Origin of the sequence: Streptomyces sp. NPDC002838 (genome assembly GCF_040295365.1) — a bacterium.
Taxonomy (GTDB): domain Bacteria; phylum Actinomycetota; class Actinomycetes; order Streptomycetales; family Streptomycetaceae; genus Streptomyces.
The window spans coordinates 210,624-235,421 of record NZ_JBEOVF010000009.1 but is presented as its reverse complement, the minus strand read 5'-3'; the positions used below and the strand labels follow the sequence as shown (position 1 = coordinate 235,421).

Annotated in this window: 22 protein-coding genes; 7 read left to right on the top strand and 15 right to left on the bottom strand. The window is 70.8% G+C overall.

Going from position 1 to position 24,798, the window contains the following annotated elements; genetic code table 11:
• The first annotated feature begins 41 nt into the window (after positions 1–41).
• Positions 42–1,463, top strand: coding sequence for a lipase maturation factor family protein (locus ABT063_RS15225; RefSeq protein ID WP_351057757.1), 1,422 nt, complete (start codon positions 42–44; stop codon positions 1,461–1,463).
• On the opposite strand, the gene ABT063_RS15220 is transcribed toward ABT063_RS15225, so the two are convergent.
• Genes ABT063_RS15220 through ABT063_RS15185 form a run of 8 tightly spaced genes read right to left on the bottom strand, consistent with a single transcriptional unit; the run spans position 1,451 to position 9,315 of the window.
• On the bottom strand, positions 1,451–2,275 hold the full coding sequence (locus tag ABT063_RS15220) for an amidohydrolase family protein (protein ID WP_351057756.1): 825 nt from the start codon (positions 2,273–2,275) through the stop codon (positions 1,451–1,453). The genes ABT063_RS15225 and ABT063_RS15220 overlap by 13 nt on opposite strands.
• Positions 2,272–2,586 (bottom strand): L-rhamnose mutarotase, encoded by a 315-nt coding sequence (locus tag ABT063_RS15215; RefSeq protein WP_351057755.1) that lies wholly within the window; start codon positions 2,584–2,586, stop codon positions 2,272–2,274. Before ABT063_RS15215 ends, ABT063_RS15220 begins: the two co-directional genes overlap by 4 nt.
• Positions 2,583–3,581 carry an aldo/keto reductase gene (locus ABT063_RS15210; RefSeq protein WP_351057754.1) on the bottom strand — a complete coding sequence of 333 codons (999 nt, stop codon included), beginning with the start codon at positions 3,579–3,581 and terminating at the stop codon, positions 2,583–2,585. The genes ABT063_RS15215 and ABT063_RS15210 overlap by 4 nt, the downstream gene beginning before the upstream one ends.
• Positions 3,578–4,333, bottom strand: a complete 756-nt coding sequence (locus tag ABT063_RS15205; protein ID WP_351057753.1) for an SDR family NAD(P)-dependent oxidoreductase — start codon at positions 4,331–4,333, stop codon at positions 3,578–3,580. The genes ABT063_RS15210 and ABT063_RS15205 overlap by 4 nt, the downstream gene beginning before the upstream one ends.
• Positions 4,330–5,676, bottom strand: a complete 1,347-nt coding sequence (locus tag ABT063_RS15200; protein WP_351057752.1) for an L-fuconate dehydratase — start codon at positions 5,674–5,676, stop codon at positions 4,330–4,332. Before ABT063_RS15200 ends, ABT063_RS15205 begins: the two co-directional genes overlap by 4 nt.
• Positions 5,677–5,712: 36 nt before the next feature.
• A complete protein-coding gene (locus ABT063_RS15195; protein ID WP_351057751.1) occupies positions 5,713–6,741 on the bottom strand; it encodes an ABC transporter permease in 1,029 nt (342 codons plus the stop codon).
• Complete coding sequence (locus ABT063_RS15190) at positions 6,734–8,245, bottom strand: sugar ABC transporter ATP-binding protein (protein WP_351057749.1); 1,512 nt, start codon at positions 8,243–8,245, stop codon at positions 6,734–6,736. Before ABT063_RS15190 ends, ABT063_RS15195 begins: the two co-directional genes overlap by 8 nt.
• On the bottom strand, positions 8,242–9,315 hold the full coding sequence (locus ABT063_RS15185; protein ID WP_351057748.1) for a sugar ABC transporter substrate-binding protein: 1,074 nt from the start codon (positions 9,313–9,315) through the stop codon (positions 8,242–8,244). Before ABT063_RS15185 ends, ABT063_RS15190 begins: the two co-directional genes overlap by 4 nt.
• A 164-nt stretch (positions 9,316–9,479) precedes the next feature.
• On the opposite strand from ABT063_RS15185, the gene ABT063_RS15180 reads away from it, so the two are divergent.
• The 3 genes from ABT063_RS15180 (at position 9,480) to ABT063_RS15170 (ending at position 12,112) form a co-directional block, all read left to right on the top strand.
• Complete coding sequence (locus ABT063_RS15180) at positions 9,480–10,181, top strand: FadR/GntR family transcriptional regulator (protein ID WP_351057747.1); 702 nt, start codon at positions 9,480–9,482, stop codon at positions 10,179–10,181.
• A gap of 144 nt (positions 10,182–10,325) precedes the next feature.
• Complete coding sequence (locus ABT063_RS15175) at positions 10,326–11,000, top strand: hypothetical protein (RefSeq protein WP_351057746.1); 675 nt, start codon at positions 10,326–10,328, stop codon at positions 10,998–11,000.
• Positions 11,001–11,068: 68 nt separating this feature from the next.
• Positions 11,069–12,112, top strand: a complete 1,044-nt coding sequence (locus ABT063_RS15170; RefSeq protein ID WP_351057745.1) for an alpha/beta hydrolase family protein — start codon at positions 11,069–11,071, stop codon at positions 12,110–12,112.
• Between the two features lie 43 nt (positions 12,113–12,155).
• Here ABT063_RS15170 and ABT063_RS15165 read toward each other — a convergent pair whose 3' ends face one another.
• The gene (locus ABT063_RS15165) at positions 12,156–13,994 is read right to left on the bottom strand and encodes a glycoside hydrolase family 20 protein (protein ID WP_351057744.1); all 1,839 of its coding nucleotides are present in this window, start codon (positions 13,992–13,994) and stop codon (positions 12,156–12,158) included.
• A gap of 222 nt (positions 13,995–14,216) precedes the next feature.
• On the opposite strand from ABT063_RS15165, the gene ABT063_RS15160 reads away from it, so the two are divergent.
• Positions 14,217–15,560, top strand: coding sequence for an amidase (locus tag ABT063_RS15160; RefSeq protein WP_351057742.1), 1,344 nt, complete (start codon positions 14,217–14,219; stop codon positions 15,558–15,560).
• 94 nt (positions 15,561–15,654) lie between these two features.
• On the opposite strand, the gene ABT063_RS15155 is transcribed toward ABT063_RS15160, so the two are convergent.
• Both ABT063_RS15155 and ABT063_RS15150 read right to left on the bottom strand, forming a co-directional pair.
• Entirely contained in the window at positions 15,655–16,137 is a 483-nt protein-coding gene (locus tag ABT063_RS15155; RefSeq protein ID WP_351057741.1) for a GNAT family N-acetyltransferase, read from the bottom strand.
• A gap of 58 nt (positions 16,138–16,195) precedes the next feature.
• A complete protein-coding gene (locus ABT063_RS15150; RefSeq protein WP_107082809.1) occupies positions 16,196–16,369 on the bottom strand; it encodes a hypothetical protein in 174 nt (57 codons plus the stop codon).
• Positions 16,370–16,820: 451 nt separating this feature from the next.
• Here ABT063_RS15150 and ABT063_RS15145 point away from each other — a divergent pair, with 451 nt between their 5' ends.
• Positions 16,821–17,270, top strand: coding sequence for a hypothetical protein (locus ABT063_RS15145; protein ID WP_351057740.1), 450 nt, complete (start codon positions 16,821–16,823; stop codon positions 17,268–17,270).
• Between the two features lie 25 nt (positions 17,271–17,295).
• Positions 17,296–18,117 carry an SDR family oxidoreductase gene (locus ABT063_RS15140; RefSeq protein ID WP_351057739.1) on the top strand — a complete coding sequence of 274 codons (822 nt, stop codon included), beginning with the start codon at positions 17,296–17,298 and terminating at the stop codon, positions 18,115–18,117.
• Positions 18,118–18,312: 195 nt separating this feature from the next.
• Here ABT063_RS15140 and ABT063_RS15135 read toward each other — a convergent pair whose 3' ends face one another.
• From ABT063_RS15135 to ABT063_RS15120, 4 genes are all read right to left on the bottom strand, one after another.
• Positions 18,313–19,797, bottom strand: a complete 1,485-nt coding sequence (locus ABT063_RS15135) for an SDR family NAD(P)-dependent oxidoreductase (RefSeq protein ID WP_351057738.1) — start codon at positions 19,795–19,797, stop codon at positions 18,313–18,315.
• A 153-nt stretch (positions 19,798–19,950) separates the two neighbouring features.
• Positions 19,951–21,282, bottom strand: a complete 1,332-nt coding sequence (locus ABT063_RS15130) for a wax ester/triacylglycerol synthase family O-acyltransferase (protein ID WP_351057736.1) — start codon at positions 21,280–21,282, stop codon at positions 19,951–19,953.
• Positions 21,283–21,432: 150 nt separating this feature from the next.
• A complete protein-coding gene (locus ABT063_RS15125; protein ID WP_351057735.1) occupies positions 21,433–24,048 on the bottom strand; it encodes a PA14 domain-containing protein in 2,616 nt (871 codons plus the stop codon).
• 144 nt (positions 24,049–24,192) lie between these two features.
• On the bottom strand, positions 24,193–24,696 hold the full coding sequence (locus tag ABT063_RS15120) for an SPW repeat protein (RefSeq protein WP_351057807.1): 504 nt from the start codon (positions 24,694–24,696) through the stop codon (positions 24,193–24,195).
• Positions 24,697–24,798 lie beyond the last annotated feature (102 nt).

Here is a 24,798-nt window from a genome sequence, read left to right as displayed (position 1 = left end):
TAGGGTTCCGGCGCGAGAATGGAGACGAGGAGCGCACGGCCATGGATTGGTTCACCGCACCCGACTACTGGATGAGCCGACTGGTCTTCCAGCGGGCTCTGGCCGCCGTGTACCTCGTGGCGTTCCTGACGGCGGCCCTGCAGTTCCGGGCGCTGATCGGCGAGCGCGGGATGCTGCCCGTGCCCCGGTTCGTCGAGCGGGTGCCCTTCAAGCGGGCGCCCAGCCTCTTCCACCTCCACTACACGGACCGCTTCTTCGCGGTCTGCGCCTGGGCGGGCTGCGCGGTGTCGGCGGCGCTGCTCGCGGGGCTCGACTCCCGACTCCCTTTGTGGGGCGGGATGTTGCTGTGGCTGGTGCCGTGGGCGCTGTACCTGTCGATCGTGAACGTCGGCCAGACCTGGTACGGCTTCGGCTGGGAGTCCCTGCTCCTGGAAGTGGGCTTCCTCGCGGTCTTCCTGGGCAACGACGAGGTGGCCCCGCCGATCCTGGTCCTGTTCCTGCTGCGCTGGATCCTGTTCCGTGTCGAGTTCGGCGCGGGTCTGATCAAGATGCGTGGCGACGAGTGCTGGCGAAAGCTGACCTGCCTCGACCACCACCACGAGACACAGCCAATGCCGGGGCCGCTCAGCTGGTTCTTCCACCATCTGCCGGGGCCCCTGCACCGGGTGGAGGTGGCCGCCAACCACTTCACCCAACTCGCGGTGCCGTTCCTCCTCTTCACCCCGCAGCCGGTCGCCACGGCCGCCGCGTCGCTGATGATCGTCACCCAGCTGTGGCTGGTGCTGTCGGGCAACTTCTCCTGGCTGAACTGGATCACCATCGTGCTGGCGCTGTCGGCGGTGGAGTTCCCGAGCGATCCGCCGTCCGTGCCCGACGCGCCGCTCTGGTACGAGGTAGTGGTCCTCGCGGTCGCCGCGCTGCTCGTGGGGCTCAGCTACCAGCCGGTCCGCAACATGATCTCCCGCCGCCAGATCATGAACCGCTCCTTCGACCCGCTCCACCTGGTCAACACCTACGGCGCGTTCGGCAGCGTCAGCCGGGTCCGCTACGAGGTGATCGTCGAGGGTACGGCCGACGACGTACCGCGCGAGGACTCGGACTGGCGGGAGTACGAGTTCAAGGGCAAGCCGGGTGATCCCCGGCACTGGCCGCGCCAGTTCGCGCCCTACCATCTGCGGCTCGACTGGATGATGTGGTTCGCCGCGCTGTCGCCCGCGTACGCCGGGTCGTGGTTCGGCGCCCTGGTGGAGCGGCTGCTGGAGAACGACCGCGACACGCTGAAGCTGCTGCGCCGCTCGCCGTTCCCGCCCGACGCGCCACCCCGCTTCGTGCGCGCCCGCCTCTTCCGCTACCGGTACACGACCTGGCGCGAGCTGCGGGAGACGGGCGCCTGCTGGGAGCGGACCTATGTGCGGGAGTATCTGCCGCCGACGCGGCTGATGGAGGTGGCTCAGAGGCCGTAGACGCGGGTGGCCGTGGTCTCGAAGAGCTGGGTGCGTTCGTGTCGGCTGGTCAACTGGTGTGCGATGTCGAGTACTTCGCCGTACGTCGCCGCGAGCGTGCACACCGGCCAGTCCGAGCCGAACATCAGACGGTCCGGGCCGAAGGCGTCCAGCACGATGTCGGCGTACGGGCGCAGGTCGTCGATCGTCCAGGACGCGAGGTCGGCTTCGGTGACCATGCCGGAGAGTTTGCAGACCGTGTTGGGGAGGGCGGCGAGGGCGCGGAGGTCGGACGCCCAGGGTTCGAGGGTGCCGGAGGCGATGGGCGGCTTGCCCAAGTGGTCGAGCACGAAGGTGAGTTCGGGCAGGGAGGCCGCCGCCTTGGTACAGGCCGGGAGCTGGTGGGGCAGTACGACCAGGTCGTAGACCAGACCGGCGTCGGCGACGGCGGTCAGACCACGGCGTACGTCCGGACGCAGCAGCCACTCCGGATCCGGTTCGCCCTGGACCTGGTGCCGGATGCCCTTGAGGTATGGCCCGCCGGGGAGTGTGCGCAGCCGGGCCAGTTCGTCGGCCACGTCGGGGCGGGTCAGGTCGGTCCAGCCGACGACGCCCGCGATCAGCTCGTGTCCGGCGGCCAGGGCCAGGAACTCCGGGGTCTCCTCGGGCACGGTGATCGTCTGGACGAGGACGGTGCGGTCGACGCCTGCCGCACGGGCCTCGGGTGCGAGGTCTTCCAGCGTGAAATCGCGTCGGAGAGGGCTGCCTTCGCCGATCCAGTCCTGGTCGCGTACGGACAGGTCCCAGACGTGGTGGTGCGCGTCCACGGTCATGGCAGCTCCCATACGACGGGCAGGCCGGCGTCGGCGCCCTCGTCGGAGTAGTCGTGCACGACGTCCAGCAGCTCGGCCATCCGGGCCTGCCAGGCGACGTTGACCGGCAGTTTCTCCAGCTCGGCGAGGAGGCGGGCGTAGTCCTCGCACTCCAGGACGTGGAAGAGGTCGGTGCCGCTGCGCCAGATCGTCCAGGAGGTGGCGCCGGCCGCGCGGATCGCGTCGGTGAGCTCGACGGGGACCTCGCGATGGGCGGCCTCGTACTCGGCGACGCGGTCCGCGCGGACCTTGGTGTGCAGGGCGACTCTCATGACGGCTCCTCTGACGGTTCCTCCCCGGGGACGGGGGCGCCGGCGGGCAGGAGGCCGCTGTCGAGCAGTTCCTGCCAGAAGGGGGTGGGGACGGTGGCCGCGAACTGGTCGGCACAGTCGTGCACTTCGGCTGCGGAGCGGGTGCCGACGAGGACGCTCGCGACCGCCGGGTGGGCGGCGCAGAAGGCCAGGGCGGCGGCCCGCAGGGTGGTGCCGTGGCGGTCGGCGACGGACTTCAGCCGCAGGGCGCGGTCCAGCAACTCGGCGGGCGCCTGGGCGTAGTTGTACGTCGCTCCCGGCCTCGGGTCCGCCAGCAGGCCGGAGTTGAAGGCGCCGCCGACGACGACGGACGTGCCGCGCTCGACAGCCGCCGGCAGCAGTTCGGTGAGCGCCCTCTGGTCGAGCAGGGTGTAGCGGCCGGCGCACAGCACCACGTCGACGTCGGTGTCACGGACGAAGCGGGTGAGCATCTCGGCCTGGTTCATGCCCGCGCCGATCGCGCCGACGACGCCCTCCGAGCGGAGCTTCTCCAGGGCCCGGTAGCCCTCCCGGAAGGCCTGTTCGGCGTGGTCGTCGGGGTCGTGGAGGTAGACGACGTCCACGTGGTCGAGGCCGAGCCGTTCCAGGCTGGCCTCCAGGGTGCGTCGTACGCCGTCGGCGCTGAAGTCCCAGACGCGGCGGTGGGTGGCGGGGACGGCGAAGCCGTTGGCCAGATCGTCGCCGCCGCCCTCAAAGGCCTCCAGACGGCGGCCCACCTTCGTCGAGACCGTGTACCGCTCCCGGGGGTGTGCGCGCAGGGCCGCGCCGAGGCGGCGTTCGGACAGGCCGAGGCCGTAGTGCGGAGCGGTGTCGAAGTAGCGCACGCCCCGCTGCCAGGCGGCGCTCACGGCCTCGTGCGCCTGCTCCTCGCCGACCTCGGTGAAGAGGTTGCCGATCGCGGCGGCGCCGAAGGCCAGGGGGCTGACCCGCACGCCGCTGCTGCCGAGGCTGTTCACTGGCCCACCGGACGCAGGCGCAGGCCCTGCATGCCGCCGTCGACGGCGAGTGAGGTGCCCGTCGTGGCGCCGGAGAGCGGGCTCGCCAGGTAGGCGATCGCGCCGGCGACCTCGTCTGCCGAGACAAGGCGGCCGGTGGGCTGGCGGGCCTCCAGGGCGGCACGCTCGGCGGCCGGGTCAGGGGCCTTGGACAGCAGGCGGCCGATCCACGGGGTGTCCGCCGTGCCGGGGTTCACGCAGTTGACGCGGATGCCCTCGCGGACGTGGTCGGCGGCCATCGCGAGGGTGAGGGAGTACACGGCGCCCTTGGTCGCGCTGTACAGCGCCCGCTGCGGGAGGCCCGCGGTGGCCGCGATGGAGGACGTGTTGACGATCGCCGCGTGCTCGGACGCGCGCAGGTGGGGCAGGGCGGCGCGGGCCACGCGGACCATGCCGACGACGTTGACGTCGAGGACGCGGTGCCACTCCTCGTCGTCGTTGTCCGCGACGGTGCCCTGGGCGCCGATACCCGCGTTGTTGACCAGGACGTCGAGTCCGCCGAGGTCGGCGGCGGCCGCCGCCACGGCCTGGCGTACGGAGGCGTCGTCGGTGACGTCGGCCCGGTAGGCGCGCAGCGGCTTCTCGACCGACGAGGGGTCCAGGTCGAGTACGGCGACCTGGGCCCCGCGCGCGGCGAGGAGTTCGGCCGTCGCCCGGCCGATGCCGGAGGCGCCGCCCGTCACCAGGGCCTTGAGGCCCTCGAAGTCGCTCATGCCGCCTGTCCCTTCTTGTCGGTCGTCGCGAGATCGGCTGCCCAGAAGGCGCCGTCGGGAAAGGTGTACCGCGCGATCGACTCGGGCCGCATGGCGGCCGAGAAACCCGGCGCGGTGGGTGCCGCGTAGTGACCCTCGCGGATCACCACCGGGTCGAGGAAGTGGTCGTGCAGATGGTCGACGTACTCGATGACACGGTCCTCGGTGGTGCCGGACAGCGCCACGTAGTCGAACATCGACAGGTGCTGGACGAGTTCGCACAGGCCGACGCCGCCCGCGTGCGGGCAGACGGGCACCCCGAACTTGGCGGCGAGCAGCAGGATGGCGAGGTTCTCGTTGACGCCCGCCACCCGGGCCGCGTCGATCTGGAGGATGTCGATCGCACCGGCCTGGAGGAGCTGCTTGAAGACGATCCGGTTGTGCACGTGCTCGCCGGTCGCCACCTTGACCGGGGCCACGGCCTTGCGGATCGCCGCGTGGCCGAGCACGTCGTCGGGGCTGGTGGGCTCCTCGATCCAGTACGGGTCGAACTCGGCGAGGGCCTTGGTCCAGCGGACCGCCTCCTCGACGTCCCAGCGCTGGTTGGCGTCGACGGCCACGCGGATGTCGGGGCCGACGACGGCGCGGGCGACCCGGCAGCGCCGGATGTCGTCCTCGAGGTCCGCGCCGACCTTGAGCTTGATCTGCCGGAAGCCGTCGGCGACCGCCCGGGCGGCGAGCCGGGTGAGCTTGTCGTCGCTGTAGCCGAGCCAGCCGGGAGAGGTGGTGTAGGCGGGGTAGCCCTTGGCGAGCAGGTCCGCGGTGCGCCCGGCGGCGCCCTCCCGGCCCTTGCGCAGGATCTCCAGCGCCTCCTCGGGCGTGAGCGCGTCCGTCAGGTAGCGGAAGTCGATCTGTCCGACCAGCCACTCGGGCTCGGCCTCGGCGAGCAGGCGCCACAGCGGTTTGCCGGCGCGCTTGGCCGCTAGGTCCCACACGGCGTTGACGACCGCGCCGATCGCCATGTGCATCACGCCCTTCTCGGGCCCGAGCCAGCGCAGCTGACTGTCCCCGATCAGGTCCCGGAAGAGTCCGCCCGGGTCGGCACACACCTCCTCGACGGACCGTCCGACCACGTGGTGGCGCAGCGCGTGGATCGCGGCGACCTGGACGTCGTTGCCCCGCCCGATGGTGAAGGTGAAGCCGTGCCCCTCCGGCCCGTCCTCGGCGTCGGTGCGCAGGACGACGTACGCGGCCGAGTAGTCGGGGTCCGGGTTCATCGCGTCGGAGCCGTCGAGCTCCCGTGAGGTGGGGAATCTGATGTCGTAGGTGTCGACCGCGGTGATGCGGACGGGCGTCGGGGACACAGAGGGCCTTTCGGTCGGTGACGGGGACAGGGCGGGTCAGTCCTGGGCGCGCCCTGTCGTCACGCGGGCGATCACGAGGGCGAGCAGGATGATTCCGCCGTAGATGGCCTGGATCCAGAAGGACGGCACCTGGGCGAGGGTGAGCAGGTTCTGCACGACTCCGAGGAGGAGTACGCCGGTCAGGGCGCCGAACATGGTGCCCTTGCCGCCGTCGAGGCTGATGCCGCCGATCACCGCCGCCGCGAACACGGTGAAGATCATGTTCTGGCCCTGGTTGGCGCTGATCGCGCCCACGTAGCCGGTCTGCAGGAGCCCGCCGACCGAGGCGAGGACACCGGCGACGACGAACACGCCGAGCATCACCCGGTCGACGCGGATGCCGGCCGCCCGGGCCGCGTCCGCGTTGCCGCCGATGGCGTACAGGGCGCGTCCGACGCGGTGGTACTTGAGCACGAACCCGGCGATGGCGAAGGCGATCGCGGCGAGCCACACGGACATCGGGATGTTCAGGAAGGTGGTGGTGGCCAGCGAGTAGAAGCTGTCGGGCATGCCGAACAGCGTCTTGCCCTTGGTCGCGCCGACGAGCAGACCGCGCAGGACGATCAGCATCGCGAGCGTCACGATGAACGCGTTCAGCTTGAACTTGACGACCAGGACGCCGTTGAAGGCGCCGATCGCCGCGCCGACGACGAGGATCGCAAGGAGGGAGAGCGCTGCGGGGAACTCGGTGCCCCAGCCGGACTGGGCGGCGGGCAGCACGAGGAGCGCGCCCACGGCGGGCGCGATGCCGACGACCGATTCGAGGGACAGGTCGAACTTGCCGGTGATCAGCACCAGCGACTCGGCCAGCACCACCATCGCGAGGGCGGCGGAGGCGCCGAGGATCGAGATCAGGTTGCGCTCGGTGAGGAACGAGTCGTTGACGACCGCGCCGAGCACCATGAGCAGCAACAGGGCCGGTACGAGGGCCAGTTCGCGGGCCCGGCGCAGCAAAACGGTCCTGGCCGACCGGGCGGCCGGGGTCTGCGGCGGCGCGAGCGGCGGGGCGGCCTTGGTGTCAGCCATGGTCCACTCCTTCGATGGAGGCGATCAGCTCGTGGTCGCGCCAGCCCGCCTGGTGCTCGGCGACCACGCGGCCGTGGAAGAGGACGAGGACGCGGTCGCAGCGCCTGAGGTCGTCGAGTTCGTCGGAGACGACGAGTACGGCCGTGCCGTCCTCACGGGCGCTGTCCACGCGGGCGAGCAGGGACTCCTTGGACTTCACGTCGACGCCCGCGGTGGGGTTGATCAGGACCAGCAGCCGTGGGTCGGAGGCGAGGGCGCGGGCCATGACGACCTTCTGGGCGTTGCCGCCGGACAGGTCGGAGACGGGCTGGTCGGGGCCTTCGGTGTGGATGTCGAGGCGGTCGATCAGCTCGGTGGCGAAGCCGCGTTTACGGTCGGTGCCGACGAAGCCGAAGCGGCCGAGCCGGTCGAGGACGCTCAGGGTGGCGTTGTCGCCGACGGTCATGCCGACGACCAGGCCCTGGGAGTGACGGTCACGGGGGACGCAGCCGACGCCGGCGCGCAGAGCGGCCCGCACATCGCCGAACGGGAGCCTATTTCCGTCCAGTTGGGCCGTTCCGCGGTGCGGTGTGTGCAGTCCCGTCAACGACTCGGCCAGTTCGATCTTGCCGCTGGCGCTGGATCCGGCGAGTCCGACGACCTCGCCGCTGCGGACGGTCAGGTCGACGTTCTCGTACGCGTCCGAGGTGAGGCCGCGGGCGTCGAGGAGGACAGGGGCGCTGTCGTCGACGAGCCTTTCCTGTACGGCCTGGTCGGCGAGCGTCTCGATGGTCTCCCCCGCCATGGCCTCCACCAGCGCGGCCCTCGGCAGGTCGGCGACGGGGGCGGTGGTGATCCAGCGGGCGTCACGCAGGACGGTCACGGTCTGGCACACCTCGTACACCTCCTGGAGGTGGTGCGAGATGAACAGGAAGGTGACTCCGGAGTCCTGGAGGGCGCGCATGCGGGTGAACAGGCGCTCGATCTCACGGTTGTCGAGCTGGGCGGTCGGCTCGTCGAGGACGATGAAGCGGGCGCCGAAGCTCAACGCCCGGGCGATCTCGACCATTTGACGGTCCTCGACCTTGAGGTCGGCGGTGCGCGTCTCCGGGTCGACACGCACGTCCCAGGTGTCGAGCAGCTCGGCGGCCTGGCTCTTGAGCCGCCGCCAGCTGATGAACCCGCGTTCGAGCGGCTGCCGGTTGATGAACAGGTTCTCGGCGACCGTCAGCTCCGGGACGACCGTGGGCCTCTGGTAGACGCAGGCGACCTTGCGGCGCCAGGCGTCCCGGTCGGCGAGCGGGGGCGCGGGTTCGCCGTCGAAGCGGACCGTGCCCTCGTCCGGGGCCTGGAGGCCGGTGAGGACGGTGACGAGGGTGGACTTGCCGGCGCCGTTGCGCCCGACGAGTGCGTGGGACTCGCCGGGCAGGACGGTGAGCCGGCCGTCGGCGAGGGCGGTGGTGGGGCCGTAGCGTTTGACGATGCCCTGTGCCTCGACGAGTGGCGTGATCACTGCGGCGCTCATTTGACCGTGTTGCCCCACAGGTCGGGGTCGTCCACGTTGTCCTTGGTGACCAGGGGGGCCGGCAGCTGGTCCTCGAGGATGCCGCTGGGCAGCTCGACGATCGTCGAGTCGTGGTCGGTCGGGCCCGGCTTGAACGTCTTCCCCTCCATCGCCGCCTTGATGTAGTACATGCCGTACTTGGCGTAGAGGTCCGCGGGCTGGGAGACGGTGGCGTCGATCTCGCCCTTGCGGATGGCGTCGTACTCCTGCGGGATGCCGTCGTTGGAGACGATCGCGATGTGGCCCGCCTGGCCGGCCTTCTTCAGCATCCCCTTCGACTTGAGGGTCTGCAGGGTCGGGGCGAGGTAGACACCGCCCGCCTGCATGTAGATGCCCTTGATGTCGGGGTTGGCGTTGAGGAGCGTGTCCAGCTTCGAGGCGGCCGTGTCGGACTCCCACTTGGCGGGGATCTCCAGCACCTTCAGCTTGGGGAAGTTCTTCCGCACGCAGGAGCGGAACGCCTCCGAGCGCTCACGGCCGTTGACCGAGGCGAGGTCGCCCATGATCTGTACGACCTTGCCGGAGGGGATCTGCTCGCCGAGGTACTGGCAGGCCTTTTCGCCGTACGCGACGTTGTTGGCGCGCACCACCATGGCGACCTTGCCCTTGTCCGGCGCCACGTCGACCGCGACGACCGGCACGCCCTTGCGTTCGGCCTGGTCGAGGCCGGCCTCGATGGCGGCGCTGTCCAGCGGGGCGACGACCAGGCCCTTCACGCCCTGGTTGAGCTGGTTGTTGATATCGGTGATCTGCTGGGAGGGGTCGCTGTTGGAGTTGACCGTCTTCAGCGCGTCGACCTTCTCGGACTTCGCCATCTTGGGCACGTAGTCGTTGTACGACTGCCAGAACGGCGAGGTCAGCAAGGGCAGGATCACCCCGACCTTGCCAGTGCCGTCGCCTCCCGCACTGGAGGCGCCGCCCGTGTCCTTGGTGCTGCCGCACGCGGCGAGCACGAGCGAGGCGCCGACGGCCGTGGCCACCGTGCCGGCGCTCCGAAATCTGTTCCGCTTCCCCACTGTCCTGCCGGTCATCTGGCGGCTCCTCATTGAGCGTGTTCGAGCAGATGCCCGCATATTTATCAGACCACTTCCCCAGAACAACACCCTCTCGGGGCAGATTTTCGCAGTTTTCAGCCATAGTGGTCGGACCACAGCGATGATTAGACTGCGGCGCACCCGGTGAGTGGAGGAATGGCGTGGACGAGACAGCCCCGCAGAAGGGCACCGTGACACAGCGCGCCATCGAGCAGATCAAGGCGATGATCGGCGAGGGGCGGCTGGAGCCGGGCCAGCGGCTGCCCACCGAGCGTGATCTGGCCGCCCGACTCGGCATCTCCCGCAGCTCGATGCGTGAGGCGATCCGCGCGCTCACCGTCCTGGGCGTGCTGGAGGCCCGGCACGGTTCGGGCATCTACGTCACGCAGTTGGAGGCCGGCGATCTGCTGGAGACCTTCGGCGTGGTGGCCGACCTCTCGCGTGGCCCGCGTCTGGTGGAGCTGCTGGAGGTCCGCCGCATCCTGGAGTCGACGGCGACCGCGCTGGCCGCCGCCCGCATCACCCCGGACCAGCTCGCCGAGGTCGAGAAGCACCTGACGGCGATGAACGCCACGGACGACCCCGAGGAGATCCTCGCCCACGACCTGGCCTTCCACCGCGAGATCGCGACGGCCGCCGGCAACGAGACCATGGCCGCGATCCTGGAGGGCCTGTCCTCCCGCACCTTCCGCGCCCGCGTCTGGCGCGGCTACCAGGAGGAGGGCGCCTTCGCCCGCACCCGCCGCGAACACGCCGCCATCCACCGCGCCCTGGTCGCCCGCGACCCGGAGGCGGCCCGGGCGGCGGCGGCCGCGCACGTGGGGGAAGTGGAGGAGTGGCTGCGCAGTCAACTCGCGCGGTAGATCAGGCGCTCGACCGGAACCTTCCATTTGTGAGAGTTGACGCGTTTGCCGGATGGCTGATCAACGCCCGGATAGCGTGCCCATGTCACTGTTCACGTGAACGTGCACCTTGTGCACGAGGGGGGTTGTCCTTACATGCGGAGCATGCGCAGAACGCCGGCGCGACTGACCATCGCGCTCCTGGCCGGGGCCGGTCTCATCCTGGCCGGACCGGGCGCCGCTCAGGCCACGACCACGGTCGCGATCCCGGCGCCCACCGCCGGCGGCGTCTCGGCGACGGTGAAGTTCTACGGCACCGTCGTCCCGCGGCACTACAACCCGGACCCGACCGCGTACTTCGGGGACCGCAAGTGTCAGAACACGTACCACGACTACGACCCGACGCCCGGCTGCGGCGGCTTCAAGCTGGGCGTCTCACTGCACAACGTCCGCACCCAGCCGGGCTTCGCCGCCGGGCTCTACAGCACCGACTACTGGTTCAAGGCATACGCCGACACCGCACGCACCTTCGGCTGCCTGCGCCCCGACGGCAGCTTCGACCACAGCACCGGCTTCGTCGTCCGCACCGAGCAGCAGTCCCTGACGCGGACGTACTACTACGCGGAGGCCAACTGGGTCATCTCCGAACAGCGCCGGTACACCGACCAGGACACCGGTCCGCACTTCTACATGAACTTCCCGGCCGTCGAGGTGAACTGCCCTCAGGGCATGACCCCGACCCAGCGCGGCCTGAAAGTCACCAACGTCAGGATCTCGATCGCCGACGACAACGTCTTCGGCCACACGACCTGGAGCACGCCGGGTCCGTTCTACGCGTGACCGGCGCGGGAGGGCCCGGTCGCACCGGGTCCTCCCAGGGACCGTTGTCGTCGTGGACAATGGGCCGTATGCGGTCATGGGGAACGGCCTGCGCCACCGCCGCACTGCTGCTGGTGGCCGCGGTCGGCTGCACCGGAGGCGACGGCGGTGACGGCGACGACGCGGCACGCGGCAGCCCGCCGGCACGGACCAGCGCCGCAAGCCAGGCCCCCTCCGCGACGCCTTCCCCGACCCGCACGCCCGTCAACCCGGTGTCGATCCCAGGCCTGATCCAGCGCGAGCACCACGGCTCCGGCCTGCGCCTCGGCGCCGTGCTCGCCCGGACCGCCGCCTACACCAGCCACCGGGTGACGTACGAGGCGAACGGGCTGACGATCTCGGGTCTCATGAACATCCCGGCCGGCAAGGGGCCGTTCCCGGCGCTGGTCCTGGCCCACGGCTACATCGACCCCGCCGTCTACACCACCGGCCGCGGTCTGGCACGCGAACAGGACCTCCTCGCCCGCGACGGCTACGTGGTCCTGCACACCGACTACCGCAACCACGCGGGCTCGGACGACGACCCCGACAACGACGTGAACCTCCGTCTCGGCTACACCGAGGACGTCATCGCCGCGGTGATGGCCCTGCGCTCCTCCGGCCGCGCGGAGATCGACGGCGACCGGATCGGTCTGCTGGGGCGGTCGATGGGCGGCGGTGTCGTGTACAACACGCTGGTGGTGGCCCCGGGCCTGGTCGACGCGGCGGTGGTCTTCGCGCCGGTCAGCTCCCGCCCGGAGGAGAACATCGACCAGTTCCAGCGCCCCGAGAACGACCCGATCGTCGCCGAGATCGAGGCCGAGCACGGCACCCCGGAGGAGAACCCGACCTTCTGGCGGGAGGTCTCGCCCGTCACCTACGTCGACCGCGTGACCGAGCCGCTGCTGATCCACCACGGCACGGCGGACGACACGTGTCCCCTCACCTGGTCGAGGCAGACGGTCGCCGCGTTCGAGGCGGCGGGCAAGGACGTCGAGCTGCGGACCTACGACGGTGAGGGGCATACGTTCGGACCGCAGTGGCCGCGTTCGATGGACGCCACGATGGCCTTCTTCGAACGGCACCTGCGCTGAAGCGCGCTGCCCGCCTGAAGACAGTCATGGGGGGGGACTCTCCTCACGTCAGGTGCCAGACGGCGGGCGGGCGCCGGTCCGGTGGGTACTGGACGAGCCGGCCGTCGTCCAGGCTCACCGTCATCTGTGTGATGGCGTTGACGAGCCGGTAGCCGCCCGCGGCGGGCACCAACTCCCAGCGCTGCAAGGTGTTCCCGGCGTCGCAGGTCTGCCCGGTCACCTCGACGCCCGGCTGCAGCGGCACGTTGAGCGTGAGCTTCCCGCCGCGCACCTCCAGGCAGCCGTCCGCGTTCCGCAAGGTCACGTAACCGTCCGCCGTCCGCCGCACCTCGGCGTCGAAGGACCCGTCGTCCGCATGGAAGGTGTACGTCCCGTCCGCCACCGGGACCCTGGTCAGGTCCCGCCGTCCGGGCGCGTGTCCCACTGCGGTGCCGCGCGCGGTGAACTCGGCGTAGCCGGCGTCGGGGCGCGGGTCTCCCCAGGTGGCCTGGGCGATGTGCCGCAGCGCGGGCCACAGGGCGACGGCTACCTCGTGCTCGGTCTCGCCGCGGCCGTTGTCGGGCCAGAGACTGATCTTCGCGCCGGTGATGCCGTCGCTGGAGGCGAGTTTCTCGCCCTCGAAGCTGCGCGGGTCCCAGCTCTGGTCGTACAGCGCCTTGGTGTCGCTGTGGAAGCCGCCGCGGACGAGGTACAGGGCATAGGCCGCGTTCATCAGCGGATGGCCCTGGGCGAGGAGCCGGCTCGGTTTCGTCGCCACGTTCAGCCAGTGCTCGACCGTCGTACCCGCGGCGACCGGCACGGTGTTGGCGCCCGTGAGCCCGTCGTTCCAGATGCGGAGCTTCTTGCCCTTGGCCTCCGCGTGGGCGTGGACGCGGTTGACGAAGTCGATGAACGCGTCCTGGGGTGTGGCCTCCGGGCCGTACCTCTCCTGGGCGTACCGCAGGATCTGCGGATACTTGGCGAAGTCGGAGCCGAGCATGTACTCGTCGGCTCCCATGTGCCAGGAGGTGGAGGTGAAGACCTGGGCGTACTCGTCGATCAGGCCGGCGTAGTAGTCGAAGGCCTCGGGCCTGGTGATGTCGAGGCGCGAGGGCTGCTTGGCGCCCTCGGAGTCGGTCAGCTGGAGGTCCGGGCGGTTCTCGATCCACGGGTCCATGTGTCCCGGAGAGTTGATCTCCGGGATGATCTCGACGTGGTACTTCTCGCCGAGGGCGACGAGGCGGCGGATCTCGTCCTTGGTGTAGTAGCCCCAGGTGTTGGCCTCGGGGTGGGCGTCGCTCTTCACCTTCAGTTCGAGGAGCAGCTGGTTGAGTTTGTGGTACGCCATCTCACGGACGAGGTTCTCCAGCCAGGGCAGCGAGACGTGGATGTAGCAGGCGCAGACACCGACCCCCCGCTCCTTGTGGCGCGGCACGTCGACGGTGCGTCCGGCGGGGATCCGGTCGCCCTGCGCGAGGAGCTGGAGGACGGTTCGGGTGCCGTAGAAGGCGCCGGTTTCGGTGGCACCGGTCACGGACAGCCGCCGGTCGGCGCGGAGTTCGTAGCCCTCGGTGCCCAAGGTGGTCCTGGAGGACTCGACGTCGATCACGATGTCACCGGCGCGGTCCGTGCCGCGCACCACCGGCACCGTGCCGTGGCCGGCCGCCCGGAGGTCGGCGGCGAGGGTGTCGGCGACCCGGCGTTCCGTACGGCTGTCGGCGACGATGCGGGTGGCGTCGCCGTAGACGTAACGTCCGGATTCCGCGGTCCAGTCGGACAGTGCGGGAACCGTGACCGGCGGCTTCGGCTCCTCCCGCGCGAGCGCCGGCGTCGGCGCCACGACCAGCGCCAGCAGCGCCGCAAGCCAGATCAACCGCAGCCATCCTCTTCTGCCGTCACTCAAGAGCGGCCTCCATTCATCGGATGACTGATCATTGAGCGAGCTCCAGAGCCTGTCAATGGGACCCGATCGCATGGGAGTTGGGCCATTGATCGGATGACCTGCGGTTCAGCGGATTCCCGCGTGCCGTCACTTCCCGAAAAGTCCAGGAAGACCGGTCCGCATATCCAGGACTCGCCAGTACGCTCACCGCATTCGCACCCCGTCCACCTCCGAGGAGCGCCTGTGACCAGCTGGGTCGGCCGGACCGCCACCGAGATCGCCGCCGCCGTACGCGAGAAGCGAGCCACGCCCCGCGAAGTGGTGGCCGAGCACCTCACCCGGATCGAACGGCTGGACGGTCGCATCGGAGCCTTCCGGGCGGTCCGCGCCGAGGCGGCGCTCGCCGAGGCCGACGAGGTGGCCGCGCGGAGCGATCTCGCCGAACTGCCCCTGGCCGGCGTGCCCGTGGCCGTCAAGGACAACCTGGCCGTGCGGGGCGAGTCCCGGCGTCTCGGCAGCGCCGCGACCCCGGACACGCCCGCCGCCGACGACCATGTCACCGTGGCCCGGCTGCGAGCGGCGGGAGCGGTGGTCGTGGGCCTGACCAACGTGCCGGAACTGTGCGTCTTCGGTACCACGGAGGGCGTCCACGGCACCGCCCGCAACCCGTGGGACACCTCCCGCACGGCGGGCGGCTCCTCCGGCGGCAGCGCGGCCGCGGTCGCCGCCGGCCTGGTGCCAATCGCCCTCGGCAACGACGGCATGGGCTCCTTGCGCATACCGGCGGCCAACTGCGGTCTGCTCACCCTGAAGCCGGGCGCCGGCGTGGTCCCGGCCGGCATCAGCGACGGCGACTGGTTCGGCATGTCCGAGAACGGGCCCCTCGCGACGACCGTCGAGGACGCCCGCCTGATGCTGTCGGTCATCGCGGACACCGAGTTCGTACGGCGGGACGGGCCCGCCACGCACAAGGTCGCCGTCTCCCTGCGCAGCCCGATCGCCGGCGTCGCCATCACCAAGCCGTATACGACCGCGGTCCGGGAGGCCGCCGAGCTGCTCATCAAGGCAGGTCACCCGGTACGGCGCGCCGACCCGCCGTATCCGGTGTCGCTGAGCCTCACCTCGCTCGCGCACTGGACGGCGGGCACCTTCGTGGACGCGCGGGGTCTCGACAGAGGGCAGCTCGCGCGGCGCACCCGTGTCCATGCGGCCATCGGGCGGTCATTCGTCGGCACAGCCCGCACCGGCAAGGCGCGGGAGGCACTGCGCCGGCGCCTGGAGCCGTTCTTCGCCGAGTACGACGTGCTGCTCACCCCGGCGCTCGCCCGCCGCTCCCCCAAGTCCGGGCCCTGGCACGAGCGGGGCTGGCTGAGCAACGTGCTGGCCAACACGAACTACTCGCCCATGACCCCGCCGTGGAACCTGACCGGCTGGCCCGCGATGTCGGTGCCCTTCGGCACACTGCCCTCCGGCGCGCCCTGCGCCGTACAGCTGGTGGGGCTGCCGGGGTCGGAGGCGGACCTGCTGGAGGTGGCGGAGCAGTTGGAGCGGCGGCATCCGTGGCAGCGGACGGCGCCGCTGGACTAGGAGCGGGCCAGGGCCCTTCTGATGGATCTCCGTGGGAGAAGGAGCGGCGTCCGGTGCGTGCTCTCGGCGTGCCGCGCGGAGATCCATCAGAAGGCTAGAGGGCCTTGTACATGATGTGCAGGCCCACGCGGCCGTGCCGGGGATGGTCGTACGCCTCCGGGACCGTTCCCACGATCGTGAAGCCGAGGGACATCCAGAGCTTCACCGCCGGGTTGGTCTCGACGACGGCGTTGAAGACCATGCCCCGGTAGCCGGCGGCCTCGGCGGCGGTCAGGAGGTGTTCGGCGAGGGCGCGGCCGATGCCGCGGCCGGCGTGGTCGGGGTCGACCATGAAGCCCGCGTTGGCGATGCGGGAGGCGGGGCCGCCGTAGTTGGGGGTGAGGTAGGCGGAGGCTACGACGGCTCCGGTGTCGTCCTCGACGACGTAGACGGTCTTGGCCGGGGCCATCCACAGGGCTCGGGCCGCTTCCTCGGAGGTGTCCGGGTCCCAGGCGTAGGTCTCGGCGGCGGCGACGATCCGGTGCCAGAAAGGCCAGATCCGTGGCCAGTCCTCGGCCACGGCTTCTCTGATCTGCATGGGCGTGAGTCTCGCACGCCCATGCGGTCGGCGATCGCGACGGGTCCTGCCTGCTGGATCAGTCCACGCTGGGCAGGATGTGGGGCTCTGCGAGGTCGTCCTCGTAGCCCGCCAGGCGGATCGGTGCGGACCGGGCCCACACGTCCAGGCTTCCGATCTCGCCGGGCCGGCGGCCCGCGCGCTCCGTGCGTTCCTTGGGGCGCTGCTCGCGATTCGTCTTCTCCGGTGTCACCGCGCACTCCTTATGTGTCGGGTCACCCTCGGGGCGTACCGGCCCAGTCTGCGGCCTGGTTCCCGACGCCCGCTGGTGTCTGGCTTGAGGCAGTTCGGACGCGGTGGCGCCGGTTACTCTGACGAGAGCAGGCCGTTGTGAACCGGCGTGTCCCATAACGGACCGTGGGTGTGGGTAGGACCCCGTACTGCTGTCCGTCCGTTACAGACTAACCAAATGAGCGGGGGTCCGCTCGATGGGGCTGAAAACAAGGGGTAACTATCTGAAGTCGGCGCGTATTCGGCCCGGTAGGGTATGCGCCTCTTTATTACGTACTGTTCCGCTTTGGGAGTAGCCCGTTCGGCCTACACCGGCGAACAGTCGACGCAGTTCAGTTCCCGTTGGCCGAATCGCAAGCCGGCCATGATCTGCTGCCGGACGGCAACGGCTTGTCCGGCGGGAGGACTGACGCATGGAGCTGCGCAGTGTCGAGGAGCTGATGGATCTGCTGTACGCCTGCCGGGGCGCCTGGGGCGCGCCCGGGCCCGGGAGGGGCCGGGTCGATCTGCACCAGCACGCGCTGCGGACCGCCGCGCTGCTGCGCCGCGGCCGTCCCGCCGACAAGGAGCTCCAGGTGGCGGGACTGGTGCACGCGATCGGTCCGCTGCTGCGCCCCGGGGACGAGACCGCGCACGCGGACTGCGCGGCCGACGCGGTCCGTTCCCTGCTCGGCGAGCGGGTCTCGCGCCTCGTCCGCGGGCACGTCCCGGGCGCCGGCCCCGCCGACGACGACCTGCTGCGGCTGCGCCAGGCCGACGAGGAGGGCTGGGTCGCCGGGTTCGACGCGGGCGTCCTGGAGGACTGGCGCACGGTGCTGGAGCTGGTGGCTGCGCGGAACTCCCGCCTCGGGGCTGTCGACTGACGGTCCGTCATGAGACGGTACGGCGATGACGTCGCCGTACGGGCTTGAGGGCAGGGTCGCCGTGGTCACCGGGGCCACGCGCGGGATCGGGTACGCCGTGGCCCGGGAGCTGGCCGCGGCGGGCGCGCTGGTGTGCGTGACCGCGCGGCACGCCGAGGAGGTGCGGCGGACCGCGGCGCGGCTGGGCGGCATCGGGCTGGCCGGCAGCGTCGCCGATCCGGCACATCTGCGGCAGGTCACGGAATTGACGCTGCGCGAGTTCGGCCGCGTCGACGTCGTGGTCAACAACGCTGCGACCAACCAGCCGTACGGACCACTCATGGACGCCGACCCGGATCTGTGGCGCACGGCGTTCACCGTCAACGTCGAGGCACCGCTGCGGCTGGTGCGGGAGGCGTGGCGGGCGTGGATGAGGGAGCACGGGGGCTCGGTGGTCAACATCTGCACGGAGGGCGCGGAGCATGTCGGGCCCAACGTCGGCGCGTACGGGACCAGCAAGGCGGCGCTGCTGCACCTGACGCGGCAGCTGGCGGGCGAACTCGCGCCGCGGGTACGGGTCAACTCCGTCTCCCCCGGTCTCGTCCGCACCGAGATGGCGCGGTTCGTGTGGGAGCGGGGTGAGGACGAGGTGGCCGCGGGGCTGCCCCTGGGCCGGATCGGCGAGCCCGGGGACATCGCGCGGGCCGTCGTGTGGCTGGCCTCGGACGCGGCGCAGTGGGTGACCGGGGCGGACCTGGTGGTGGACGGGGGCACGCGGGTGCGGGCGGCGGCCCCGCCGGCGGCGTACGCGGTGCACGAACGCCTGCGGTCACAGGCACCGCCGGATGCCGGCGGCAGCGCGTCCTGACACCGCTGAGCACGACCCAGCGTGCGGAGGGTGCCCGGGATCCAGGCGGCTACGCGATCGCCCCCGACAGGGCGACAGGCCCGTGGGAGGGCCCGCATGGAGTCGAACCACGAAGAACGCGTGACCGGCGCACCGGGCACCCTCACAGTAGGACAGCGGCCCCCGCACGGGCCACCGGATAACCGCGGGCGGACCTCACCATTTGCCCGGCGCGTAGTCCTTCAGGAAGACCCCGTACAGGTCCTCGCCCTCCTCGCCGCGCACGATCGGGTCGTACACGCGGGCCGCGCCGTCGACCAGGTCGAGCGGGGCGTGGAAGCCGGCCTCGGCGAGGCGGACCTTGTCGGGGTGCGGGCGTTCGTCGGTGATCCAGCCGGTGTCGACGGCCGTCATCAGGATGCCGTCCTTTTCGAACATCTCCTGGGCGCTGGTGCGCGTGAGCATGTTGAGGGCGGCCTTGGCCATGTTGGTGTGCGGATGGCCGGCGCCCTTGTAGCCGCGGGCGAAGACGCCCTCCATGGCGGAGACGTTGACGATGTACGTCCGGCGGGACGCCGAGGCGGCCATCGCCGGGCGCAGGCGGCTGATCAGGATGAAGGGCGCCGTGGAGTTGCAGAGCTGGACCTCGAGCAGCTCGATCGGCGTGACTTCCTCGACCGTCTGGATCCAGCTGTTGGTGTCGTGCAGGTCGGGGACGAGCCCGCCCGCGTCGATCGCCGTACCGGCGGCGATGCGCTCCAGGGACGCCGAGCCCGACACGAGGGCCAGGTCCGTCACGTCCTGGGCGGTGAGCGCGCCGCCGCCCGCGACCGGGAGCGCGGCCACCGCGCCGGAGCCGAAGGTGCCGATCACCTCGGCGGCGGGCAGTTCACCGGCGGGCAGCGGGGCGGCCTCGGCGGCGAGCAGCTCGCTGTAGGCCTGCGGGGAACGCCGTACGGTCTGCGCCGCGTTGTTGATCAGGATGTCGAGCGGACCCTCGGCGGCCACCGAGTCGGCCAGGGCCACCACCTGGGCGGGGTCGCGCAGGTCGATGCCGACGATCTTGAGGCGGTGGATCCAGTCGGCGCTGTCGGGCTGGGCCTTGAAGCGGCGGATCGCGTCGTTCGGGAAGCGGGTGGTGATCGTCGTGTGGGCGCCGTCGCGCAGCAGGCGCAGTGCGATGTACATGCCGATCTTGGCGCGGCCGCCGGTGAGCAGCGCGCGCTTGCCGGTCAGGTCGGCGCGGGCGTCGCGGCGGGCCCGGTTCTCGGCGGCGCACTTCTGGCAGAGCTGGTGGTAGAAGTAGTCGACCTCGACGTATCGGGTCTTGCAGGTGTAGCAGGAGCGCGGGCGCTGGAGTATCCCCGCGATCTGTCCCTCCTCCGTGACCGACGACGGCAGGACGCCCTCCGTCTCGTCGTCGATGCGCCGGGCGGAGCCGGTGGCCGTCGATTCGGTCACCGCTTTGTCGTGCGCGGTCTTGGCGGCCCGGCGCTCCTGGCGGCGGCGCTGCTTGACGGTGCGGTAGACGCCGGCGGTGGCCCGGCGCACCGCGATCGCGTCCGGGTGGTCGACCTCCAGCTTGTCGAGTTCCTCCAGCACGCTGAGGCAGACGGAGAGCCGTTCCGGGTCGATGCCGGGTCCATACGAGGACTCAGCCACCTCGTCCATGGTCGCCGAGCCGTTGTCTGTCACCGTCATGGCCGCTGCCGTTCCCTGGGTCCCTCGCGCGGCGCTCCGACGGCGGCCGCTTTCGAACGGGGAATTTTACGGAGCGCCGGGCCGCACGCCAAACCCGCTCGCGAGTGAGCCGCAGGGGCGCGCCGGAGGTGAACGAGCCAGAAGGCGCGACGATCATGGCTCGCAGGCGGCGATGAGCGTCTCCACCTCCTTGGACAGAGCGTGGGCCAGCCGGTCGAGATCCGGTACGGCGTGCGCGTCGGCCACGAGCCCGTAGTGGACGCTCCCCCGGTACGTCGAGATGGCGACCGCGAGGGACTGGCCACGGGCCAGCGGGGCGAAGGGAAACACCGCGGTGACCGGGTTGCCGCCGAGCTTCAGGCCGATGCTCGGCAGCGGCACGCTGGTGACGAGGATGTCGAACCAGAGCCGCGCGGCCTGGCTCGCCAGCGCCCCGCCGAGCCGGTGACCGAGCGCCGGCACATGGTCGGCGAGCAGGGCGACGGCACCGGCGCCCCGGTTGGGTCCGGCGTCCTTGTTGCGGTCCATGGCCGTACGGACCGTGGCGAGTCGGCCGAGCGGGTCCGGATCGGCGACGGGAAGCCGTATCAGGTACCCGGAGAGCCGGTTGCCCTGTGGGTGGGCGGTGCGCGGGCGGCGCGTGGAGACCGGGATCAGCGCGCGGGGCGCGACGCCCTCGCTGCCGTCGCCGCGCTCGTCGAGCCAGCGGCGCAGGGCGCCCGCGACGACTGCGATGAGGACGTCGTTGACGGTGCCGCCCTCTGCCTTGCGGACGCGGTGCACGTCGTCGAGGTCGACGACCACTCCGGCGGTGCGGCGGGTGCCGGTGGGCCAGGCGGTGAGGGCCGAGGTGGAGCGCACGCCCAGGTTGGACACGGCGAGGGAGGCGCCGATGTCCAGGGCCCGGCCCACGTCGGTCAGGGCGCCGCGCACCCTCCCGGGCAGTTTCCGCACGTCCGGCAGGAGGCCGCGCGACGGTTCGGCGGGGCGGGGACGGCGGGCCGGCAGATCCATCGGGTCCAGGACGCCGGCGGCGAGCGTCAGCGCCCGCAGCCCGTCGGCCAGGGCGTGGTGGAACTTGAACAGCACGGCGAACGAGACGCCGTCCTCCCCGGGCAGCACATGGGCCTCCCACGGCGGCCGGCCGCGGTCCAGCGGGCGCTGCATGAGCCGGCCCGCCTCGGCGTGGAAGTCCGCGGTCGGGGCGTGCAGCCGGACGTGGTTCAGGGGATCGAAGCCGGGGTCGGGCTCCCGAGCGGCGCCGCCGAGGACCGGTGGAAGGCCGAGCGGCTGCCACACGCTCCGGACCCGCATCCGCAGTCCGGGCACCGCGGCGGCCCGTGCGGCGAGCAGGTCGGCCGCGTGGGCGCCCGCGGTGGGCGAGTGTGCCGCGAAGACGCCGAGCGCGCCCAGGTGCATGGGGTGCTCGGCGGATTCCATGTTCCAGAACGCCAGGTCGAGAGGTGCCAGCAGGTCAGCAGTCAAGGGCTTGCCTCGCGTCGACGAAGGGTGGGTCAGCAGTCAATCGCCCGTAAGCGATTACGGTCAAGTACGATCAAGCTACGCACAGTTAACACCAGATTAAGTCCCGCCCCCGTCGAAAGGGGCGGGACACATGGGGCAACAGAGGTCAAATCAGTGGTCGCGCAGGCCCGCCGGGCAGCCGGCGGGGGTCACCTGGGAGGCGTCCCGGATCAGCGCCTCGTGTGCGGCCTTCAGCCGCCGCACGTCCGGTTTGAGGATCTTGCGGTCGTAGGTCAGCAGCCCGTTCAGCTCACCTTCCACGTCCGAGATCTGGGTGTAGACGGCACCGTTGCTGCCCCGGCAGACCAGCGCCCGCACCTCGTCGAGCTTCGTCAGGTAATCGTCTGTGTAGGTCGCCGGATCGACGTCCACGTACGACTGCTGCACGGACCAGGCGTGTCCCGGGACGGCCAGCCCGAGGCCGCCGTACTCGCCGCTGACCAGGGCGCGCCTGCCGTCCGGCCGGGGCGGCAGGGCGGGACTGGGGTAGCCGTGCTCGTCCATGAGGTCGCCCGCGTTGCCGTCGGCGCCGAGGTTGAGGCCCGACTGGTTGTTGACCAGGCGGGTCGGGTCCCACGCCTTGGCCTGCTCGGCGACGCGGCCCACGTCGTACTGGCCCCAGCCCTCGTTGAAGGTGACCCACATGACCACCGACGGGCTGCTGATGTGCTCGTCGATCATCTCCTTCATCTCGCGCTCGTACTCCGTACGGGCGGCGGCGCTCGGGTTCACCCCCGCGGTCATGGCGGGCATGTCCTGCCACACCAGCAGACCCAGCCGGTCGGCCCAGTGGAACCAGCGGTCGGGCTCGACCTTGATGTGCTTGCGCACGGAGTTGAAGCCCAGCTTCTTGTGCGCCTTCAGGTCGTACGCGAGGGCCTCGTCGGTCGGCGCGGTGTGCAGGCCGTCGGGCCAGAAGCCCTGGTCGAGGGTGGCCATCAGGAAGACGGGCTCGCCGTTGAGGACCGTACGCGGGACGCCGTTCACCTGTTCGACGGCGATGGAACGCATACCGAAGTAGCTGCCGACGCGGTCGGCGCCGACGGTCACTTTCAGGCCGTAGAGGAAGGGATCGTCGGGCGACCACAGGTGTGGGTCGTCGATGGTCAGTGTCAGCGGCCCGCCGGTGCGGCCGCGTGCCGTGGCGACCTTCCGCTTTCCGTCGTACGCCGTCGCCGTGATCGGTACGCCGGCGCGGACTCCCCTTGCCTCGACGCTCAGTTGGTTCTTCGAGAGGTCCGGGGTCAGCTTGAGCGAGTCGACGTGGTCGCGGGCGACCGGTTCCATCCAGACCGTCTGCCAGATGCCGGAGGAGGGCGTGTACCAGATGCCGCTCGGGTCCAGGCGCTGCTTGCCCAGCGGCGGGTTCTCGCCGTTCGCCGCGTCCGTCGGGTCGTAGACGCCGACGATCAGTTCCTGGGTGCGGCCGGGCTTGAGTGCGTCGGTGATGTCGGCGCCGAACTTGTCGTAGCCGCCCTTGTGTTCGACCACCTTGGTGCCGTTGACGTACACCTCGGTCCGCCAGTCGACGGCGCCGAAGTTCAGCCGCAGCCGCTGGCCGGCGCCGATGCGCCAGTCGGCGGGGACGGTGAAGGTGCGGCGGTACCACATGCGGTCCTCGTGCCGCTCGATGCCGGAGAGCTGGGACTCGACCGGGTACGGCACGAGGATGCGTTCGGCCAGGGTCTTCCCCACGGGCGGCTGCTCGCCCGCCTCGGCCGCGGCGAACTGCCAGCGGCCGTTGAGGTTGTGCCAGGCGTCGCGGGTCAACTGCGGGCGCGGGTACTCGGGGTGGGCGTTGTCCGGGCCCACCTCGTCAGCCCAGGGGGTGCGCAGCTGGTATGTGGAGCGGTTGGGACCGCTGCTCCAGAAGGCTTTGACAACGTTGCCATCCGCGCCGGTGAGGCCGCCCCTGCCGTCGTAGCGGATGTCGGCGGTGCCGCGTGCGGTGCCGTTCTTGTTTCCTACGACGGGTTCGTCGAGGGCGACGAGGAGGGCCCTGGGGTCGGCGGGGTCCGGCCTGGCCGCGCCCAGGGGCCACTTGGCGCCGCCGATCACCGCTTCCAGGTGGTCGGTGAGACCGGCCGGGGGCGGGGCGAGGCGCTGGGCGAAGGCGAGTTTCAGGGTGCGGCCGTCGACGAGGACCGTGGCCGCGATCGGTCCGTCGTAGTCGAATCCCTCGGGGAGGCGGAACGCCGACTGCGGGACGGGCTCCTTGCTGCCGCCGGGCTCGGTCCAGCGCAGGTGGAGGTTGGAGCCGCCGTAGTGCTCGAAGTACTCGAGCTTGATGTCGTAGGCCGTGCCGGCGGTCAGGTCGACGGGTTCGGCGGTCTGTTCGCGGTCCCAGTCGTCGACCCAGTGGTCGATGACGAGCCGTCCACCGATCCAGAGGCGGAAACCGTTGTCGCCGATGACCGAGAAGGTGTGAGGACCGGTCCGCTCCGGCACGATCCTGCCGGTCCAGCGGACGCTGACGTCGTCCGCGCGGCCGGTGGCGGCGGCCAGGCGCGGCTCCAGGTTGTCGAAGTCGAGCGTGGGGTCGAAGGTGGTGGCCTTGAGCTCGTGGAAGTCGAAGGCGCCGGGGGCGGACTGGCTGTAGTACTCGCCCTTCAGGCCGCGGGCCTCGACGGGGTCGTCGGCCAGTGCGGGTGCCGCGGTCAGCCCGGTGAGGCCGAGGAGCGCGGCGAAGAGTAACCCGAGTCGGTTTCTGAGTCGTCCGATGCGCACAGGTCCTCCATAACAACGTTGTCATGGACAGCAGTTGGCATGACAACACGGATTCGACTGCGCGTCCAGGTCTGGACCGATTCGTGCGGCGGCACCGAGGCGTCAGCTCGGTGCCGCCGTATGAACGAAACGGGTTGCCGGATCTCAGGAACCGGTGGTTCCTTCGTACGGCGCGGCCCGCTGCTCACCACCCTCGTACGGCGCGGCGTGCTGACCGCGCTGGCCGCGCTCGCTACGCGCACCGACGGCCGCGACGACGCTGGCGGCAATGCCCAGCACGAGGGCGATCACGCCCACGAGGACGTTGTTGACCACGGTCCTCGTCGTGTCGACGTCCCCCGAGATCACCCACGCCGAAATGATCGTCCAGACGCCCAGTGCGCAGCTGGCCCACGCCATGCTGTGCGTCCGTTCGTAAGCCCGGCCGAAGCCGCCGCTCATGAGCAGCGCGTAGGCGATACCTACGATCAGGTTGTTGACGGTCAGGGTCTGAAGGTCGTTGAACCCGACGACCCAGGGAGAGATGGCGAGAAACGTACCTGTGAGCAGGGCCAGCGTTTCGATGGCCTGCACACCCACAGTGGTCGTGGCGCGCTCCGCCCTCTCATGACGACTTCGCATTTCGACGATGTCGGGATGGGTTTCCATCGTCGACCGGGGAGTGGTGGTCACTCCCATCACCTCCTGGGGCTATCGGCGCTCTGTGAACCCCCGGGTACCCATAAGACGAAAATACCAGCATTCTGACAT

Excerpts from the sequence above, each read along its gene's own strand:
- ABT063_RS15225 (WP_351057757.1), top strand. The coding sequence starts at position 42 with ATGGATTGGTTCACCGCACCCGACTACTGGATGAGCCGACTGGTCTTC.
- ABT063_RS15220 (WP_351057756.1), bottom strand. The coding sequence starts at position 2,275 with ATGACCGTGGACGCGCACCACCACGTCTGGGACCTGTCCGTACGCGAC.
- ABT063_RS15215 (WP_351057755.1), bottom strand. The coding sequence starts at position 2,586 with ATGAGAGTCGCCCTGCACACCAAGGTCCGCGCGGACCGCGTCGCCGAG.
- ABT063_RS15205 (WP_351057753.1), bottom strand. The coding sequence starts at position 4,333 with ATGAGCGACTTCGAGGGCCTCAAGGCCCTGGTGACGGGCGGCGCCTCC.
- ABT063_RS15195 (WP_351057751.1), bottom strand. The coding sequence starts at position 6,741 with ATGGCTGACACCAAGGCCGCCCCGCCGCTCGCGCCGCCGCAGACCCCG.
- ABT063_RS15190 (WP_351057749.1), bottom strand. The coding sequence starts at position 8,245 with ATGAGCGCCGCAGTGATCACGCCACTCGTCGAGGCACAGGGCATCGTC.
- ABT063_RS15185 (WP_351057748.1), bottom strand. The coding sequence starts at position 9,315 with ATGACCGGCAGGACAGTGGGGAAGCGGAACAGATTTCGGAGCGCCGGC.
- ABT063_RS15175 (WP_351057746.1), top strand. The coding sequence starts at position 10,326 with ATGCGCAGAACGCCGGCGCGACTGACCATCGCGCTCCTGGCCGGGGCC.
- ABT063_RS15170 (WP_351057745.1), top strand. The coding sequence starts at position 11,069 with ATGCGGTCATGGGGAACGGCCTGCGCCACCGCCGCACTGCTGCTGGTG.
- ABT063_RS15155 (WP_351057741.1), bottom strand. The coding sequence starts at position 16,137 with ATGCAGATCAGAGAAGCCGTGGCCGAGGACTGGCCACGGATCTGGCCT.
- ABT063_RS15145 (WP_351057740.1), top strand. The coding sequence starts at position 16,821 with ATGGAGCTGCGCAGTGTCGAGGAGCTGATGGATCTGCTGTACGCCTGC.
- ABT063_RS15140 (WP_351057739.1), top strand. The coding sequence starts at position 17,296 with ATGACGTCGCCGTACGGGCTTGAGGGCAGGGTCGCCGTGGTCACCGGG.
- ABT063_RS15135 (WP_351057738.1), bottom strand. The coding sequence starts at position 19,797 with ATGACGGTGACAGACAACGGCTCGGCGACCATGGACGAGGTGGCTGAG.
- ABT063_RS15120 (WP_351057807.1), bottom strand. The coding sequence starts at position 24,696 with ATGGAAACCCATCCCGACATCGTCGAAATGCGAAGTCGTCATGAGAGG.